The organism is Janthinobacterium sp. MP5059B, assembly GCF_001758645.1.
GTDB lineage: Bacteria > Pseudomonadota > Gammaproteobacteria > Burkholderiales > Burkholderiaceae_D > Janthinobacterium > Janthinobacterium lividum.
In genome coordinates this window covers 162497-179710 of record NZ_LRHX01000009.1, presented here as the reverse complement: position 1 = coordinate 179710, position 17214 = coordinate 162497, and the positions used below count along the sequence as shown (strand labels likewise).

Below are 17214 nucleotides of genomic sequence, written 5' to 3'. Positions count from 1 at the left end.
CCATGAACCGCACCGCAGAAATCACGCGCAACACCAATGAGACGCAAGTTCGCGTCGCCCTCAACCTGGACGGCACGGGCCAGCAAAAGCTCAATACGGGCGTGCCCTTCCTCGACCATATGCTGGACCAGATCGCCCGCCACGGCTTGATCGACCTGGATATCGAAGCGACGGGCGACGTGCATATCGATAACCACCATACGGTGGAAGACGTGGGCATCACCCTGGGCATGGCCGTGGCCAAGGCCATCGGCGACAAGAAGGGCATCCGCCGCTACGGCCACGCGTATGTGCCGCTGGACGAGGCGCTGTCGCGCGTGGTGCTCGATTTCTCGGGCCGCCCGGGCATCGAATACCACATCCCGTTTACGCGCGCCATGATCGCCGGCTTCGACGTCGACCTGACCCTGGAATTTTTCCGCGGCTTCGTCAACCATGCGGGCGTGACATTGCATATCGACAACCTGCGCGGCACGAATGCCCACCATCAATGCGAAACCGTGTTCAAGGCCTTTGGCCGCGCGCTGCGCATGGCTGCCGAGCTCGACGAGCGCGCGGCCGGCATCATTCCATCGACCAAGGGCAGCCTGTAAGCGCCGCTCTCGCTATATTGTAGATTCCGGGATCAAACATGAATAAAATTGTGGTGGTGGATTACGGCATGGGCAATTTGCGCTCGGTAGCGCAAGCGCTGCGCGCCGTGGCGCCGGAAGCCGATGTACGCATTTCCGGCACGGTGGAAGACATCGACAGCGCCGACCGCCTCGTCTTGCCGGGCCAGGGCGCCATGCCTGACTGCATGCGCAGCCTGCGCGAATCGGGCGTGCTCGAAGCGCTGCTGCGCGCCGCCGACAGCAAGCCCGTGCTGGGCGTATGCATCGGCGAGCAAATGTTGTTCGACGGCAGCGAAGAAGGCAATGCGGCCGGTCTGGGCTTGTTGCCAGGCAAAGTCGTGCGCTTCCAGCTCGACGGCCAGGTGCAGGAAGATGGCTCGCGCTTCAAGGTGCCGCAAATGGGCTGGAACCAAGTGCGGCAGACGGCGTCCCATGTCATGTGGGATGGCATTGCCGACAACGCGTATTTTTACTTCGTGCACAGCTATTTTGCTCAACCTCAAGAGGCGGCGCACACGGTGGGCGAGACTGTCTATGGTGCGCCGTTCGCTTGTGCCGTCGCTCGTGATAATATTTTCGCGACACAGTTTCACCCTGAAAAAAGTGCTGCCGCTGGCTTGCAGCTGTACAAGAACTTTGTTCACTGGCAACCTTAACGTTGGCTCTCCGGCTTTTTTTCCGCCTCTCACTCACTTTTAAACCACACTGACCATGCTGCTTATTCCCGCCATCGACCTGAAAGACGGTCACTGCGTACGCCTGAAACAAGGCGATATGGAACTCGCCACCGTATTTTCCGAAGACCCGGCCGACATGGCCCGCCATTGGCTGATGCAAGGCGCGCGCCGGCTGCATCTGGTCGACTTGAACGGCGCCTTTGCCGGCAAGCCGAAGAATGAAGGCGCCGTCAAGGCCATCCTGAAAGCCGTGCAGGATTTCGCCGTGGAAAACGACATCGAGGAAATCCCCGTGCAGCTGGGCGGCGGCATCCGCGACCTCGACACCATCGAGCGCTACCTCGACGCCGGCATCACCTACATCATCATCGGCACGGCGGCCGTGAAAAGCCCCGGTTTCCTGCACGATGCCTGCAGCGCCTTCCCGGGCCACATCATCGTCGGTCTCGATGCCAAGGATGGCAAAGTGGCAACGGATGGCTGGAGCAAGATGTCGGGCCATGAAGTGATCGATCTGGCGAAAAAATTCGAAGCCTACGGCGTCGAATCGATCATCTATACGGACATCGGCCGCGACGGCATGATGGGCGGCATCAATATCGAGGCCACCGTCAAGCTGGCGCAAGCCGTCAAGATCCCCGTCATCGCCTCGGGCGGCCTGCACAATATCGGCGACGTGGAAGCGCTGTGCGCGGTCCAGGCCGAAGGCATCGAAGGCGTGATCTGCGGCCGTTCCATCTATGAAGGCACGATCGACTTGGCGCAGGCGCAGGAACGCGCCGACGAACTGACCGACGCCGCCGTTTAAGCCTGCCTGGCCGGGGCGTGCGCGTGCATGCCCTGGCCTGGCGACAATCTGGATACCATCATGCTTGCAAAACGTATCATCCCCTGCCTCGACGTGACGAATGGCCGCGTTGTCAAAGGCGTCAATTTCACGGAATTGCGCGACGCCGGCGACCCGGTGGAAATTGCCCGCCGTTATGACGAGCAGGGCGCCGATGAAATCACTTTCCTCGACATTACCGCGTCCAGCGACAACCGCGGCCTGATCTTCGACATCATCGAAGCCGTGGCGTCGCAAGTGTTCATTCCGCTGACCGTGGGCGGCGGCGTGCGCGTGGTGGAAGACGTGCGCCGGCTGCTCAACGCGGGCGCCGACAAGGTCAGCATCAACACCTCGGCCGTGACGAATCCCCAACTGGTGTACGAAGCCTCGCAAAAGCACGGCTCGCAATGCATCGTCGTCGCCATCGACGCCAAGCAGGTGTCGCCCGGCAAGTGGGAAGTGTTTACCCATGGCGGGCGCACTGCCACGGGCCTGGACGCGTTCGAGTGGGCGCGTAAAATGGAAAGCCTGGGCGCCGGCGAAATCTTGCTCACCAGCATGGACCGCGATGGCACCAAGGTCGGCTTCGACCTGGGCCTGACGCGCGGCGTGTCCGACGCCGTCAGCATCCCCGTGATCGCTTCGGGCGGCGTGGGCGGCTTGCAGGATCTGGTCGATGGCATCAAGGTGGGCCGCGCGGACGCCGTGCTGGCCGCCAGCATCTTCCACTATGGCCAGCACACGGTGCAGGAAGCCAAGCAGTTCATGGCGCAGCAGGGCATTCCCATGCGCCTGGCGTAAATGTCAGCAGTAAATACAGGCAGGATAGAAGAACATGCAAAACGGAACCATCGTAGCAAGCAATGCCAAGTGGCTGAAAAAGGTCAAATGGGACGAGCACGGCCTGGTGCCCGTGATCGCGCAGGAAGCGGGCAGCAATGACGTGCTGATGTTCGCCTGGATGAACCGCGACGCGCTGGCGCGCACGGTGGAACTGGGCGAGGCCGTGTACTGGAGCCGTTCGCGCAAGAAACTGTGGCACAAGGGCGAAGAATCGGGCCACACGCAAAAGGTGCTGGAAATCCGCCTCGATTGCGATGAAGACGTGGTCTTGCTGAAAATCGAGCAAGCGGGTGGCATCGCCTGCCATACGGGCCGCCATTCGTGCTTCTTCCAGAAGTTCGAAGGCGACGAAAAAACGGGTGAATGGCAAGTCACCGACCCCGTCCTGAAAGACCCCGAGACGATTTACGCGGAAAGCAAGAGCAAATGAGTGAAACGTTAAAACGCCTGGCCGCCGTGATCGAATCGCGCAAGCTGGTCAATGGCGGCGACCCCGCCACGTCGTATGTTGCGCGCCTGTTTGCCAAGGGCGATGACGCCATCCTGAAAAAAATCGGCGAGGAGGCGACGGAAACCGTGATGGCCGCCAAGGATGCGCGCCGCGACAACGACTCGTCGAAGGTTCTGTATGAATGCGCCGACCTGTGGTTCCACTCGCTGGTGATGCTGGCGCAGTTCGACCTGACGCCGCAGCAGGTGCTCGACGAGCTGGCGCGCCGCGAAGGCCTGTCCGGCCTGGAAGAAAAGGCGGCACGCAAGGATGAGCTGCGCGACGCCGGCGAAACAGACAAACACTGACCTGATTGGAGCGTGCGTGGATAACTGTATTTTTTGCAAGATTGCTGCAAAACAAATTCCCTCGACCATCGTGTATGAAGACGAGGACTTGCTGGCCTTCAAGGACATCAACCCGGCCGCCCCCGTGCATCTGCTGTTGATCCCGAAGCGCCACGTGGCCAGCCTGTCCGATTGTGACGATAGCCATACGGAAATGCTGGGCAAGCTGCTGCGCCTGGCACCGAAACTCGCTGCCGAGTTCGGCTGCGCCGTCAGCTATGACGCCGATGGCGCGCCTGCCGGCGGCTTCAAGACCATGATCAACAGCGGCCCGAACGGCGGGCAAGAGGTGTATCACCTGCACATGCACGTGTACGGCGGCCCCCGTCCCTGGCGCGGCCAGCACTGATTTCGCCGTGCGCCGGGTTCACGTGTATACTACCGGCATTGGTTGACGCTATTCGGGCACCGTCCCGCAAGGAGAATGTGATGGGTTCATTGAGTATTTGGCACTGGGTGATCGTTCTGGTCATTGTGATGCTGGTCTTCGGCACCAAGAAACTGGGCAATATCGGCGGTGATATCGGCAAGGCCGTCAAAGGCTTCAAGGATGGCGTCAAGGGCGAAGATGACGCTCCGGCAGCCAATACCCCTCCTGCTGCGCCATCGCAAGTGGCCGACAAAAGCACCATCGACGTCGAGACGAAAGAGAAAAGCAAGTTCTGATAGCGTGGCGGGGCGCTTGCCTCGTCCGGTAACAGCCCTTGTCCGCTTATGATCGATCTCGGTCTCTCTAAAATCGCCATCATCGGCGTGGTTGCGTTGATAGTCATCGGCCCTGAAAAGTTGCCGAGAGTGGCGCGCATGGCCGGTACCCTGTATGGCCGCGCGCAACGCTATCTGAACCAGGTGAAATCCGAAGTGTCGCGCGAAATTGAGATGGAAGAGCTGAAAAACCTGCAGAAGGAAGTGCAGGATGCGGCCCATTCCGTCAAGCAAAGCGTGGAGAAATCCATGCATGGCGTGGAAAACTCGATCTCCGGCAACCTGGCCGAGGTGGAAAACGCTTGGCGCGGCGATTCCAGCTCGTATGAGGGGCATCACGATGCCCATGAAGCCATGCTGCGCGCCACCAACGATGACCTGGCCCGCAAGGCGCGCGAATTCCGCCGCAAGAAGCTGGTGCGCAATTCCGCCATCCCTGGCTGGTACAAGCAGCGCCATGGCGGCAAGCTGCACGTGCAGTCGGCGGCCGCCCGCGTGGCGCGCTTCCGTCCGCGCGCCAGTTCCTCCTCCTTTTACTCATGAGTAGCAAATCTCCGGTGGAAGAAACTTTTATCTCGCATCTGGTCGAGCTGCGCAACCGCCTGGTCAAGGCCTCGATCGGCATCGCCGTCGTCTGTGCCGTGCTGTTCTACTGGCCCGGCCCCTCGCAAATCTACGATTTTATTGCGGAGCCGATGATCGCCTCGCTGCCGGCCGGCTCGAAAATGATCGCCACCGGCGTCATTTCGCCGTTCCTCGTGCCGATGAAAGTGACGCTGGTGATCGCCTTCATCGTCGCTTTGCCCTGGGTGCTGTACCAGATGTGGGCCTTCATCGCCCCCGGTCTGTACACGCATGAAAAGCGCCTGATCGCGCCGCTGGTCATCTCGTCGTCGCTGCTGTTCATCGCTGGCGTGGCCTTCTGCTATTTCTTCGTGTTTGGCCGCGTCTTTCACTTCATCAGCGACTTTTCGCCATCGTCGATCGCGGTGACTCCCGATATCGAAAACTATCTCGATTTCGTCATGTCGATGTGCCTGGCCTTTGGCGCCACCTTCGAAGTGCCCGTGGTGGTGGTGATCCTTGTACGCATGGGGCTTGTGTCCATCGCGAAACTCAAGGAAGTGCGTCCCTACATCATCGTTGGCGCCTTCGTGATTGCCGCCATCGTCACGCCACCGGATGTCGTCAGCCAGTTCTCGCTGGCCATCCCGATGTGCCTGCTGTTCGAGCTGGGCTTGCTGGTGGCGCCCATCTTCGTCAAGGCAACCCAGGCGCCGGAAGAAGCGTCCTAGACGGCCCGCAACGCGTGCCGATACGAGCCGCTGGCCTCCCTCGGGAGCCGCGGCTTTTTTATCGCCAAGAAAGTTGGTGGGTGCTTACTGCAGCATCAGTTTGCTGAGGATGCCCAGGTTGAGCAGGATCAGGGTGCTCATCATCCAGTACACGTGTTTCATGTCGGCGCCATGGCGCAAGTCCAGGCGTTCCAGGCGGGCGTCGAATTTTTGCTCCAGTGCATCTATTCTGGTATCGAATTTCAGTTCCAGCGCATCCACTCTGGTATCGACCTTTTGCGCCACCAGCTTGATTTCCCCCAGCAGATTGCGCTCCAGCGCCGCCAGCTCGCCATGCACGACCACGACCGAACCCAGTACTTCACCCAGCGCCGTCGCATGCGCTTCCGCCTGTTGCGTGGGCACGCCGGCCGAGGCGAGGCGTTTGGCGTAATCGAGGGTGTCGAACTGGATGGGCATATGCATGGACGCTCCTGTATCCAGCCTAGCAGGAAAATCGGCAATTGCCAGTGAGGAGTGCGGTGGCGCCTGCCTTCACAGCAGATTAACGCCCATGGGCCGCGACGGTTTGCGCTGGCGCAAATGCTGATGCAACGGCGAAAAAAAGGGCGCCGCGGCGCCCTTTGCAAGCTGATGGCGAGTGCCAGTTAATTCATCAGTTCCTTGATGACTTTCACAGGCGCGCTGCCGTAGCTGAGGAATTGCTCATGGAAATCCTTCAGTACGAATTTGTTGCCCAGCGCTTGCTTGCGCTGTTCGCGCAAGTCCATGATTTCGCTGTAGCCGCTGAAATAGCTGGTCAGTTGTACTGAGCTCAGCTGCACGCGGCGCCATTTCTCTGTCGCTTCACGCTTGGTCTGGAAGGCCTGGCGCGTCAGCAGGTCGAGCGCTTGCGCTTCCGTCATGCCCAGCACGTGCACGCTGTAGTCGAGGATGGTATTGGTGACGCTGCGCAAGTTCCACTTCGAATACATCAGCCACATTTCCGGCGCGTTATTGCCATAGCCCGATTCGAGCATCATGCGTTCGCCATACACGGCCCAGCCTTCGATCATGGCGCCGTTGCCGAAGATGGACTTGACCAGAGACGGCGACTTGTTGGCGTACACGAGCTGCGTGTAGTGGCCGGGGATGGCTTCGTGGATATTCAGGATCTGCAAGATCCAGTGGTTGTATTCGCGCAAGCTGCTTTCCGCCTGCTCCGGTGTTTCGCCATCGAGCGGCGTCACGTTGTAGTAGGTGCGGTCTTGCGGGCGGTACGGGCCGGGCGCCTCGATGCTGGCGCCAGCCACGCCGCGCTGGTAGGCCGGGGTTTCACGTACGACCAGGGGCTTTTTCGGATCCATCGTCAGCAGGTTGTGGCTGGTTACCCATTCCTGCAATTGCGGGATCTGGCGGCGGATTTCCGGCACGAAATCGGCGGCCGCCACGTGGTTGCTGGACAGCTTGTCGATCACCATGCCGATCTTTGCCGTGCGGTCCGCCGGCTTGGCCGTATTGCCCATGGTTTTCACCCACAGCTCGTCGGACAGGCTATCCATGTGCTCGAGCAGCTTTTCGCGCGCGGCCAGGGCTTTCTGGTACATCTGCTCGGCGCTCACGCTGGCCTGGATATCGTAGGCGAATTTCTGTTCATATAGCTCCTTGCCGATGCGGAAGGAGCGCGCGTTGCCGTTCTGCGCCAGCGCGGCATCCTGTTCCGTCAGCCAGGCCGCGTAGCCTTGCACGGCCGTGCGGGCCGCGGCGATGCGCGCGTTGTACAGCTGTTTTTCCGCCGGCGTCAGGATGGAGCCCTGGGCCGTCTTGTTCAGGTCATCGAGCACACTGAGCACGCCGGCGCTCTGGGCGATGGCCAGCTGCGTGTGTTCGCGCGTGGGATTGACGATGCTGGCGCGCGCGGCCGCATAGTATTGCGGCACGCTGGCGATGCGCTTGAGCAAGGTGCGCAGGCGCTGCGGCTGGGCCGCGTATTCCGTGTTCAGGATAAAGTCGATGGAGCCGGCCACGTTGTACTGGGCGGGATTCCATTCGAATTCGCGGAAGGTGGTCAGATACCAGCGGTCCGCTTGCAGTTTATTCGTCAGCAAGGCCAGGTCGGTACGTTGCTTGTCCGACATTTTGCCGGCATTCAGCTTGCCGAACTTGCCCAGCCATTCTTCGATGAAGGCCAGCTGCTTCTGGCGGCTGGCCGCGTCGGGAATGCTCAGGTTGGCGGCACCATCGTACTTGCCGACGGAAATTGCGCTTTCCGGGTCCAGGCGCCACAGGGCCGTGAGGAACTGGCCGCTCAGGTTATTCATGGAACGGTCGCTGCTGTTCTCGCTGGCCACGGCCGCTACCGTGGCTGCCGTGGCGGCGCTGACGACGGCCGCCTTCTTGGCGACGGTTTTTTTCTTGCTGCTGCTGCTCGTTGCCTTGCCTTGCTTCTGCGGCTTCTTGGCGGCGCTGGCCGGTGTCAGGGTAAAGGCCATCATCAATGCGGCGAGCGCAACTTTATTTTTTATCAGCATAGTTTATCTCTTGAATATTTTGCTGTTTGTCCTCATCAGAAAATAATAAACTGATAATATAAGTAACAAACAACTATTGAAAGGTTGGCCTTGCTTGCCTGGGCGGCCCAAAGATTAGCATTAATTGCCGCCGCTGCGCAGTTTTTTGCGCCGGGCGCGCACGGCGCTAGACGACGATGGCGCTGCCTCGCAGCATCTCCTGATGGCGCGCATTCAGGGCCGCCACGGCATCCTTGCCGCGCGCCATGCCGGTGGCGTGGATTTCCGTTTCCTGCGTGTAGCGCTGGCTGACGCGCACCGTATAGGACTGGAACAGCCAGCTCCAGAAGTTCGTTTCATAGACGGCTTCATCCATGTCGCGCCATTTCACGCCAGCGAGTTTCTTTTTCCAAGGCAAGATGCCGGACGCCAGCCAGACGCCCGCTTCATCGTAGTACAGCTGGTAGCTGCGGATGGTCAGCAGGCGGTAGCCGACGATCACGGCCGAACCGATCAGCACCACGAAGGCGGCGCGCGCGTTGTACTTGAAGGCCAGCGGCAGGGCGGCAAAGAATAGCAGCACGGCAATGAGGAAGGTGCTGACGTAGGCGGTCCAGGATTTGCCGCATAAAAAGGTGGCGCGCTGGCCGGCGCTGGTGGCGATATAGTCGGTCATGGCATGGGAGGGCAACAGGGAAAAACGATCATCGCATGGAACGCGGTGGCGCCGCTCATTTTTTCAATCTCATTGCTTCAAGCCCTCCTGCAGCATGCCCAGCATGTCATTGGCCGACATGCGCGCGGCCGCATCGCTGCCTTCCAGCAAGCTGTCGGCCAGGTCGCGCTTGTGCTGGTGCAATTCGACGATGCCTTCCTCGATCGTGTGTTTTGCCACCAGGCGGTAAATGGTGACGGGGCGCAATTGCCCCATGCGGTGGGCGCGGTCCGAGGCCTGGTCTTCCACGGCCGGGTTCCACCACGGGTCCATGTGGATCACGTAATCGGCCGCCGTCAAATTGATGCCCATGCCGCCCGCCTTCAGGCTGATGAGGAAAACGTCGCCCTCGCCCGCCTGGAAGGCGTCCACGCGGCGCTTGCGCTCCTGCATGGGCGTGCTGCCATCGAGATACTGGTAGCGCACGCCATGCTGCTCCAGGTGCTGGCGGATCAGGGTCAAATGGTCGACGAACTGGCTGAAGACGAGCACCTTATGGCGGTTTTCCAGCAAGCCCGACAGCAATTGGGCGAACGCCGCCAGCTTGCTGCTGGCCAGGCCCAGCTCGGGCGCCACCAGTTGCGGATTGCAGCAGGCGCGGCGCAGTTTCATGATTTCCGCCAGGATCTGGATGGCTTTCTTTGATGCCGGCCCTTCCACCATGGCCAGCTTTTCCAGCGCTTCGCGGCGCAAGGATTCGTACAGCGCCGTTTCCTGCGGCGACAATTCCACTTCCAGCACGATTTCCGTGCGCGATGGCAATTCCGACAGCACTTGCGTCTTCGTGCGGCGCAGGATGAATGGCGCGATCAGGCGGCGCAAGCGCAAGCGCGCCCCGGCCGCCGCCCGCTTGTCCTGATCTTTCTCAATGGGACCGGCGAAGCGCAAATTAAACTGGTCGAGGGTCCCCAGCAAGCCGGGGTTGATGAAGCGGAACAGGTTCCATAATTCGCCCAGGTGGTTTTCCAGCGGTGTGCCGCTGGCCACCATGCGGAAGTCGCCCTGCAGGGCCATCACGGCTTGCGAGCGCTTGGTGGCGCCATTCTTGATGGCTTGCGCTTCGTCCAGCACGATCGTATGCCAGCGCACGCCGGCAAACATAGTGGCTTCCTGCTGCAGCAAGCCATAGCTGGCCACCACCACGTCGAAGGGCTGTAAGGTATCGAGCATGTCGGCGCGGTCGCCGTTGCCGAACAGTTTGATGTTCAAGGTGGGCGCGAAGCGCTGCGCTTCGCTGATCCAGTTCATGCACACGGATGTGGGGGCGACGACGAGGGTGGGGCCGTGCGGCGCGCGCGCCAGGATCAGGGCCAGCGCCTGTAAAGTCTTTCCGAGTCCCATATCGTCGGCCAGGCAGGCGCCCACGCCCCAGTGCGCCAAGCGCGCCAGCCAGTTAAAACCGGCCAGCTGGTAGTCGCGCAAGTCCGCCTGCAAGGTGCTGGGCAACTGCGGTTGATAGTCGTCGAGGGCGCGCAGGCGCAGCAAGTGTTCGCGCCACAGTTTGTCGGCTTTGACGCCGCCCGCATCGTTGGCCAGCTCTTCCAGCGCGAAGGCGGCCAGCGGGTGGATGTGCACGCCGTCGGCATGCGCCTCGCCATATGCGGCCAGCTCGGACAGGCGGCGGTGCAATTCGTCGCTCAGAGCCAGGAACTGGTTGTCGCCCAGGGCCACGAAGCGGCTTTTGTTGTTCTGCATCAAGTCGAGCAGGGCGCGTAAATCCATTACCTTGTCTTCGTCGATCTGCACTTCGCCGCTGGCGGCAAACCAGTCTTTTTCGCTCTTGATATTCAGGCGCATCTGGCCGCTGTCGATGCGTTTCGACACGCGCATGGTTTCGCCTTCGGGCCACGCCAGCACCATGCCGTCTGGCTCCAGCGCCTGCAATTCCACCAGCAATTGCAGGCCCAGCGCAGGCTGGCCCAGCAGCCACTCGCCATGCTCTTCCTCCGCCTCTTCCAGCACCAGGCATTTTCCGATCAGCTGGCGCTGCGCTTCGCGTTCCGCGTTCAGGTCGCGCCGCGCCTGCACTGCCCGGCCCGCCACGTCCGCAAACACGCTTTCGGCGCCGCTGCCCGGCGCGTAATAGGCGCCGTTGTCGAGCAGTGGCCGCACGAGGATCTGCATTTTCAGGCCCTGCTGGTAGGGCAGCAGGTGCACGTGCAGGCGGTGGTCGGCCGTGATCGCTTCCGCGTCGCCGGTGCCGCCGCCGATGTCCGATTGCACGGTCACCATGGACGAAATGGCGCCGATCGCCTGCATCACCTGTTTCTCGGCATGCAGGGGCACGGACAGGCCCAGGCCCACGATGGCGCCGATGCGCCGGTGTTCGTCGAGGATGTGCACCACGCGCAGGCGCGTCGGTGTTTCGCGCTGCACCACTACATTGCTGCCGTTGTCGGGCAGCGGCGGTTGCATGCCCAGCCACAGCTGCCCTTCGTGCGACTTGATCAGGAGCTCGGGCGCGCCAGCGATCAGTTCCACGCGCGTGTCGGGATGGTCGAGCCAGAACACGAGCGGGTGGCCCACCAGCAAGACGGCGGCCTTGTCGAGCTCGATTTCATAGCGGGGCGCCGACGAATAATACTGTTTGAACGGCGCGATGCTGCCCGCCGCGCGCGCGTCTTGCGGCGTGAGAAAATCGATGTCGCCCGCCTCTTCGGCCAGGCGTTTCAGACCCATGGCGCGGCCCTTGCTCCAGCCGCCCCGCGCGTCGCGCTTCTGCTCGCGCACTTCCACGGCCGTGAGGCCGAAGCGCGGGTCGAATGCCACCAGCCACACGAGGCGCGACACGCCGCCCAGCGCTTCGGCGGGCGCGTTCTGCTGCAGGTTGATCAGCGCGCTCAGCTGGCGCTGCCACGCTTCCTGGCGCTCGAACCACGGCGCCATGTCCGTCAAGCCGTATTGTGCCCGCTTGGCCGTCGCATAGCGCTCCTGCTGCGGCTCGCCCATCAAGCCCAGCAAGCCGGCCGCCTGCGCCGCGATCAGATCGTAGCCGGCCGCGTCCGCCTGCTGCACCAGCGACCGCAGCTGGTCCTTGCGCTCGCTCAATTGCGGTAGCGCCAGCCAGTAGTACAGCAAGCCCTGGAACAGCTGCGCCTGCAGTCCCGTTTCCCAGCTGCGCGTGGGGATGCTTTCCGCCAGCTGCACGCCGCCGCGCACCAGGCGCAAGGTGTTCAGTTGCTGGTAGACGATGCTGTCGTGGTTCGGCTGCGCATGCAGGGCGATATCGAGGTAGGTTTCCGCGCTTTTCAGCAGCTTGGCGTCGTTACCGCGCAGCAAGGCCAGCACGTACAGGTGGCCGCCGATGCCCGTAAAGCACAGCTTGCGCTTGCCCGCTTCCTTGCGCAGTCCTTTCAAGGCTGTCTCGAAGCCCGCCACGGCGTGCGCGTGTTCGCCGCGCAACAGGGCGATGCTGCTGTCGACAAACAGCGCCTGCGGTCCCTGCTGGCCCGCCAGGTAGCGCGCGGCCGCGTCGAGTTCGCCGCACAGCAGGGCGTCTTCGGCCAGGGCCAATGGCAGGGCGGCGCCGATATGGTCGCCGGCGGCCGCCTGGCGCGCATGATGCGCGCGCGCGTACGCGCGGATGGCGTGCGCCGTGGCCGGCTCGCGCGGGGCGTTGCCCAGCAGCACGGCGAGGATGTCATCCTGCAGTTGCGGCATGACGAAAGACAACATTTCCGGTTCGAACGGCCGGCCGAAAATCTCGATCAGCGGATGCAGCTGCTGCGCTTCATAGCACGCCATGCAGGCGGCCAGGATGGCGGCCACGTGGCGCACCTCGTCATTGCGCAGCAGGGCGATGCGCAGGCGCGCCACGCCTTGCCGGTAGCTGCGCAATTCCACATAGCCATCCCAGTTGCGGCGCACGGGGTTGATCAGCTCGATGGCCTGGCACAGGTCGCGAAACACCAGGTGCTCGATGGCGGCGCGCATGGCGGGCCAGCGCAGCCTGGCTTCGCAGGCAAAGCCCCGCCCGACGATCTCGGACGCCAGCGCCAGGCGCGTCAGCCGCTGCAGCATGTTGGTTACTACCAGCAGGGAAAACGGCGTGCCGTCCGGCTCGACGACATTGGCGCGCTGCAAGTGTTCATACACGGCATGCTTGCCCACCGGTTCGCCCGTGATCGCCAGCAGGGCCAGGATCATCTGCTCATGCTGCTCCAGTGCGGCGAACTCGTCCAGCAGATGCTGGTCTGCATGCTGCTCGGTCATGCAGGCAGATTATCGATATGCACGGGAGGCTCGCCGGCCGCCACGGGCAGGCCGAACACGCGCTGGTAGAAATACAGTTCCGCCTCCAGGGTGCGCACGATGTTTTCCGCCTTGCGGAAGCCGTGTCCCTCGCCTTCCAGCGGCACGTACGCGACGGGCACGCCGCGCGCCTGCAGGGCGTCGACCATCAGCTGCGACTGCTGCGGCGGCACGACCTTGTCATCGAGGCCCTGGAAGAAGATCATCGGGCGCGACAATTTATCCGTGTGGTGGATGGGCGAGCGCTCGCGGTACAGCGCCTCGGCTTGCGGTTGCGAGGCGATCAGGTAGTCGGTGTAGCGCGATTCGAACTTGTGCGAATCGTCGTCCAGGCCCTTCAGGTCGGACACGCCATAGTAGCTGGCGCCCGCCTTGAAGACGTCGTGGAACGTCAAGGCGCACAGGGTGGTCAGGCCGCCCGCGCTGCCGCCGCGGATGATCAGGCGTTCCGGGTCGGCCATGCCGTTGGCCGCCAGGTAGCGCGCGCCGGCGATGCAGTCTTCCACGTCGACGATGCCCCATTGCCCGCGCAGCGCGTCGCGGTATTCGCGGCCGAAGCCGCTGCTGCCGCCATAGTTGACGTCGAGCACGCCGATACCGCGGCTGGTCCAGTACTGCGTTGCCAGTTTCAAGGTATTGCTGGCCATGCTGGTGGGGCCGCCGTGGCTGATGACGATGACGGGCGGTAATGTTCCTGCCGGTGGCTGCACGTCGCCGTTGGTGGGCGCATAAAAGAAGGCGTGCGCCGTGCGGCCATTGCTGCTGGTAAAACTCAAGCTGCGCGGCACGGAGAGATAGTCGAGCGCGGGCAGGGCCGTGATCGACTGCGCCAGCACTTCCAGCTCATGGTTAGACAAATCGATGCGCGCCAGTTCCAGCGAGATGGTGGGGCTGCCGCCCAGCAGTGCGACGAAGCCGGGGCCCACGCGCAGTTCGCGGATTTCCTGGTACGGGTGCGGTATCGGCTCCAGCTTGGCCGCAGCCACGTTCAACTGCGCCAGGTAGCTGATGCCGGCCTGGATATACGTGCAGACGATCTCGTCGTCGGACAGGAAACCGTACATGCTGCCGCCGAAGGTCCAGTGCGGCGTGGCAAATTCCGCTTCCATCGGGCACAGCGCCTCGATGTCGGCGCCGTGCAGGCGGTACAGATTCCACCAGCCGCTGCTGTCGGAAACGAAGTGCAGCAAGCCGTTCGGCGACCATTCCGGCTGGCAGATCGATTCGCGCGCGCCGCCGGCGATCAGGCGCGGCGAACCGAGGCGGCCGTCCGCATGCACGTCGGCCAGCCACAGTTCCGTGCCTTGCCATGGCAGGCGCGGGTGATCCCAGCTGATCCAGGCCAGCTGGCTGCCGTCCGGCGACAAACGCGGCGCCGCATAAAAGTCGTGGCCGCGCGCCAGCACCGTTTCGCGCCCGTCGAAGCCGACGGCCACCAGGCAGTTTTCCGGATGCGCGTGGCCTTCCGCCGGATGCTGCTCGCGCACGGCGATCAGGCGGGAACGGTCCGCATCGACCACAAAATCCGCGTGGCGCGTGCTGCCGCCCGTGGTGAATGCTTCCGGGGTGCCGTCGCCCTCCACGCGGTACAGGCAATTATCGGCGAAATGCGAGAAATACACGCTATCGCCCGCAACGGCATACGCGCCGCCGCCGTATTCATGCACGCGGGTGCGCACATTGAAGGGCGCTGGCGTCAGTTCATCGACACGCGCGCCGCGCTGGCGCAGCAGGGTGTTGCGGCCCGCCTCGCTGGCGCGTCCGGCCAGCCAGAACACGTCGCTGCCATCCGCACCGCCCAGGGCCAGCTGCGTCAGCGGCGAGGCGCCGGCGGCGACGATGGCCGCGCTGATCGGCGATGGCCAGATGCCATAAGGGGTGCTGGATGCGGTCGAGGTCATGCGGGCTCCGTGTAGTGAGGGGATCAAGGGCCGCCAGGCAGGGTCAGGGCGCGCGGCGGCGTGCATCATCATAATGGAAGGGCAGGCACAACGAAAGTCATCGCTGTGCGTGGCAAATGCTGCAAAGCGGCACTGGAATCAATGAAATGGCGGCGATTGGATGCGATAATACCGCTTCTCCAAGCTATTGATTGCCTTCCATGCCACAATTTGCTCCGCTCCAGAATGATACTTTCCTGCGCGCCCTGCTGCGCCAGCCGACCGAGCATACCCCTGTCTGGCTGATGCGCCAGGCGGGCCGCTATTTGCCCGAATACCGCGCCACGCGCGAGCGGGCCGGCTCCTTCCTGGGCCTGGCAAAGAATCCCGATTACGCGACGGAAGTCACCTTGCAGCCCCTGGAGCGTTTCCCGCTCGACGCGGCGATTTTGTTTTCCGACATCCTGACGGTGCCCGACGCGATGGGTCTGGGCCTGTATTTCGCCGATGGCGAAGGCCCGAAGTTCGAGCGCCCGCTGCGCACGGAACAGGATGTGAAGGCCTTGCAAGTGCCGGACCTGGCATCGCTCGACTACGTCTTCAAGGCCGTCACGCAGATCCGCACGGAACTCAACGGCCGCGTGCCGCTGATCGGTTTTTCCGGCAGCCCGTGGACCCTGGCCTGCTACATGGTGGAAGGCGGCGGCTCGAAAGAGTTCCATACCATCAAGAAGATGCTGTACAACCGCCCGGACCTGATGCACCACATCCTGGCGATTAACGCCACTTCCGTGGCGCAGTACCTGAACGCGCAAATTGATGCCGGCGCGCAAGCCGTGATGATTTTCGACTCCTGGGGCGGTGCGCTGGCCGACGGCGCCTACCAGGAATTCTCGCTGGCCTACATGCAGCAAGTGGTGGCGCAGCTGAAACGCGACAAGGATGGCGTCAAGATTCCCGCCATCGTGTTTACCAAGGGCGGTGGCCAATGGATCGAGCAGATCGCCGACATCGGCGCCGATGCCGTGGGCCTGGACTGGACCGTCAACCTGACGCGCGCGCGCCAGCTGGTCGGCCATAAAGTGGGTTTGCAGGGCAATCTCGACCCGGCCATCCTGTTCGCCAGCCCCGAGCAGATCCGCGCCGAAGTGGCTAAAGTGCTCAACGCCTTCGGCGCGCCATCGGCCGGCACGGGCCATGTATTCAACCTGGGCCATGGCATTTCCCAGTTCACGCCACCGGAATCCGTGGAAGCGATGGTGGAAGCCGTGCACAGCATGAGCCGCGCCATGCGCAGCGGCCAGTAATTTCAGCGCCTCCCCTCGCGCAGGGACAGAAAAGGCAGGCTTTCCAGCGGAAGCCTGCCTTTTTCTTTGCTGCGCCCTAGCAAGAAATACCGACTTATGCACAATTTTTTTTGCTGCGGAAATAAGAGGCAGTCGAAAAGCCATGCCCGGGGATGCTCTGCAAGTGCTTGATTATTAAGAAATAAAAAATGCCTTGTTCGGCGGACTTTGTTGCTATTGATAAGGTTATTCTTTCGTTCGCAGGCCTTATTCCTTCATTGTCCACAAAGTTATCAACAGATTCTGTGGATAAAATTGAAAAGTAATTTGTTAACCGATACTTAGCGTCGATGTTCAGGTTTCACGTGAAGTGTATGTTGCAGTGCATGATAATTGAACAATGTTTCGCCGCCCGGCAGGTAAAAACGAACGCTTGCCCGGCAATTGTCAACTTTGCCGCAAGCCGCCCCCGTTTTTCCCAAACGGGTGCCTCAAAGTGGTGCTGATTTCTGTATAAATAAATTACAAATGGTTCAGTTATGCACAGCGGCGGAAATGTCCTGTGGATTTGTAGCCTCCCGGGCATCAATTTTTAAGCCATTGATTTTAAATGGTTAATTTTTCTTGCGTGCCGCTCTTGACGGCGATCGAAATTTTCTGTCCACATTTTTCTGAAAGTTAATTTTGCTTTGTCCACAAAGTTATCCACAGAATTTTCTTCAGGCATGATGACATGCTGTCCTGTCCGCCGTTAGGCGTTTGATAGGTGAAACAAGTATCATGGCCCGCTGGC

The 17214-nt window shown here is 61.9% G+C and carries 17 protein-coding genes; 11 read left to right on the top strand and 6 right to left on the bottom strand.

The window, feature by feature from the left end:
• Positions 1-2: 2 nt before the first annotated feature.
• The 10 genes from hisB to tatC all read left to right on the top strand — a co-directional run bounded on the left by hisB (position 3) and on the right by tatC (position 5800).
• Positions 3-593, top strand: coding sequence for an imidazoleglycerol-phosphate dehydratase HisB (gene hisB, locus JAB1_RS12710; protein ID WP_010402123.1), 591 nt, complete (start codon positions 3-5; stop codon positions 591-593).
• Between the two features lie 38 nt (positions 594-631).
• Positions 632-1270, top strand: a complete 639-nt coding sequence (gene hisH, locus JAB1_RS12705; protein WP_071653348.1) for an imidazole glycerol phosphate synthase subunit HisH — start codon at positions 632-634, stop codon at positions 1268-1270.
• A 55-nt stretch (positions 1271-1325) separates the two neighbouring features.
• Entirely contained in the window at positions 1326-2099 is a 774-nt protein-coding gene (gene hisA / locus JAB1_RS12700; RefSeq protein ID WP_034780937.1) for a 1-(5-phosphoribosyl)-5-[(5-phosphoribosylamino)methylideneamino]imidazole-4-carboxamide isomerase, read from the top strand.
• A gap of 60 nt (positions 2100-2159) precedes the next feature.
• Entirely contained in the window at positions 2160-2921 is a 762-nt protein-coding gene (hisF, locus tag JAB1_RS12695) for an imidazole glycerol phosphate synthase subunit HisF (RefSeq protein WP_034781025.1), read from the top strand.
• Positions 2922-2955: 34 nt separating this feature from the next.
• Positions 2956-3393, top strand: coding sequence for a phosphoribosyl-AMP cyclohydrolase (gene hisI, locus JAB1_RS12690; protein ID WP_034753847.1), 438 nt, complete (start codon positions 2956-2958; stop codon positions 3391-3393).
• Complete coding sequence (locus JAB1_RS12685; protein ID WP_034780935.1) at positions 3390-3761, top strand: phosphoribosyl-ATP diphosphatase; 372 nt, start codon at positions 3390-3392, stop codon at positions 3759-3761. The genes hisI and JAB1_RS12685 overlap by 4 nt, the downstream gene beginning before the upstream one ends.
• A 16-nt stretch (positions 3762-3777) precedes the next feature.
• Positions 3778-4149, top strand: a complete 372-nt coding sequence (locus tag JAB1_RS12680) for a histidine triad nucleotide-binding protein (RefSeq protein WP_034780933.1) — start codon at positions 3778-3780, stop codon at positions 4147-4149.
• 80 nt (positions 4150-4229) lie between these two features.
• A complete protein-coding gene (tatA, locus tag JAB1_RS12675) occupies positions 4230-4466 on the top strand; it encodes a Sec-independent protein translocase subunit TatA (protein ID WP_034780931.1) in 237 nt (78 codons plus the stop codon).
• 48 nt (positions 4467-4514) lie between these two features.
• Positions 4515-5048, top strand: coding sequence for a Sec-independent protein translocase protein TatB (tatB, locus tag JAB1_RS12670; RefSeq protein WP_034780928.1), 534 nt, complete (start codon positions 4515-4517; stop codon positions 5046-5048).
• Entirely contained in the window at positions 5045-5800 is a 756-nt protein-coding gene (tatC, locus tag JAB1_RS12665; RefSeq protein ID WP_034780926.1) for a twin-arginine translocase subunit TatC, read from the top strand. The genes tatB and tatC overlap by 4 nt, the downstream gene beginning before the upstream one ends.
• 84 nt (positions 5801-5884) lie before the next feature.
• Here tatC and JAB1_RS12660 read toward each other — a convergent pair whose 3' ends face one another.
• The 5 genes from JAB1_RS12660 to JAB1_RS12640 form a co-directional block, all read right to left on the bottom strand.
• The gene (locus tag JAB1_RS12660; RefSeq protein WP_070280156.1) at positions 5885-6265 is read right to left on the bottom strand and encodes a hypothetical protein; all 381 of its coding nucleotides are present in this window, start codon (positions 6263-6265) and stop codon (positions 5885-5887) included.
• 182 nt (positions 6266-6447) lie between these two features.
• Positions 6448-8307 carry a DUF885 domain-containing protein gene (locus JAB1_RS12655; RefSeq protein WP_070280189.1) on the bottom strand — a complete coding sequence of 620 codons (1860 nt, stop codon included), beginning with the start codon at positions 8305-8307 and terminating at the stop codon, positions 6448-6450.
• 169 nt (positions 8308-8476) lie between these two features.
• Complete coding sequence (locus JAB1_RS12650; protein ID WP_070280155.1) at positions 8477-8965, bottom strand: hypothetical protein; 489 nt, start codon at positions 8963-8965, stop codon at positions 8477-8479.
• Between the two features lie 69 nt (positions 8966-9034).
• Positions 9035-13216, bottom strand: a complete 4182-nt coding sequence (locus JAB1_RS12645; RefSeq protein ID WP_070280154.1) for a DEAD/DEAH box helicase — start codon at positions 13214-13216, stop codon at positions 9035-9037.
• Positions 13213-15156 carry a prolyl oligopeptidase family serine peptidase gene (locus JAB1_RS12640; protein ID WP_070280153.1) on the bottom strand — a complete coding sequence of 648 codons (1944 nt, stop codon included), beginning with the start codon at positions 15154-15156 and terminating at the stop codon, positions 13213-13215. Before JAB1_RS12640 ends, JAB1_RS12645 begins: the two co-directional genes overlap by 4 nt.
• Before the next feature lie 200 nt (positions 15157-15356).
• Between JAB1_RS12640 and hemE the strand changes: the two genes are divergently transcribed.
• Positions 15357-16442, top strand: coding sequence for a uroporphyrinogen decarboxylase (hemE, locus tag JAB1_RS12635; protein ID WP_034780918.1), 1086 nt, complete (start codon positions 15357-15359; stop codon positions 16440-16442).
• 571 nt (positions 16443-17013) lie between these two features.
• Here the strand turns inward: hemE and JAB1_RS30530 are convergent.
• Positions 17014-17148, bottom strand: coding sequence for a hypothetical protein (locus JAB1_RS30530; RefSeq protein ID WP_256607843.1), 135 nt, complete (start codon positions 17146-17148; stop codon positions 17014-17016).
• Between the last annotated feature and the right edge of the window lie 66 nt (positions 17149-17214).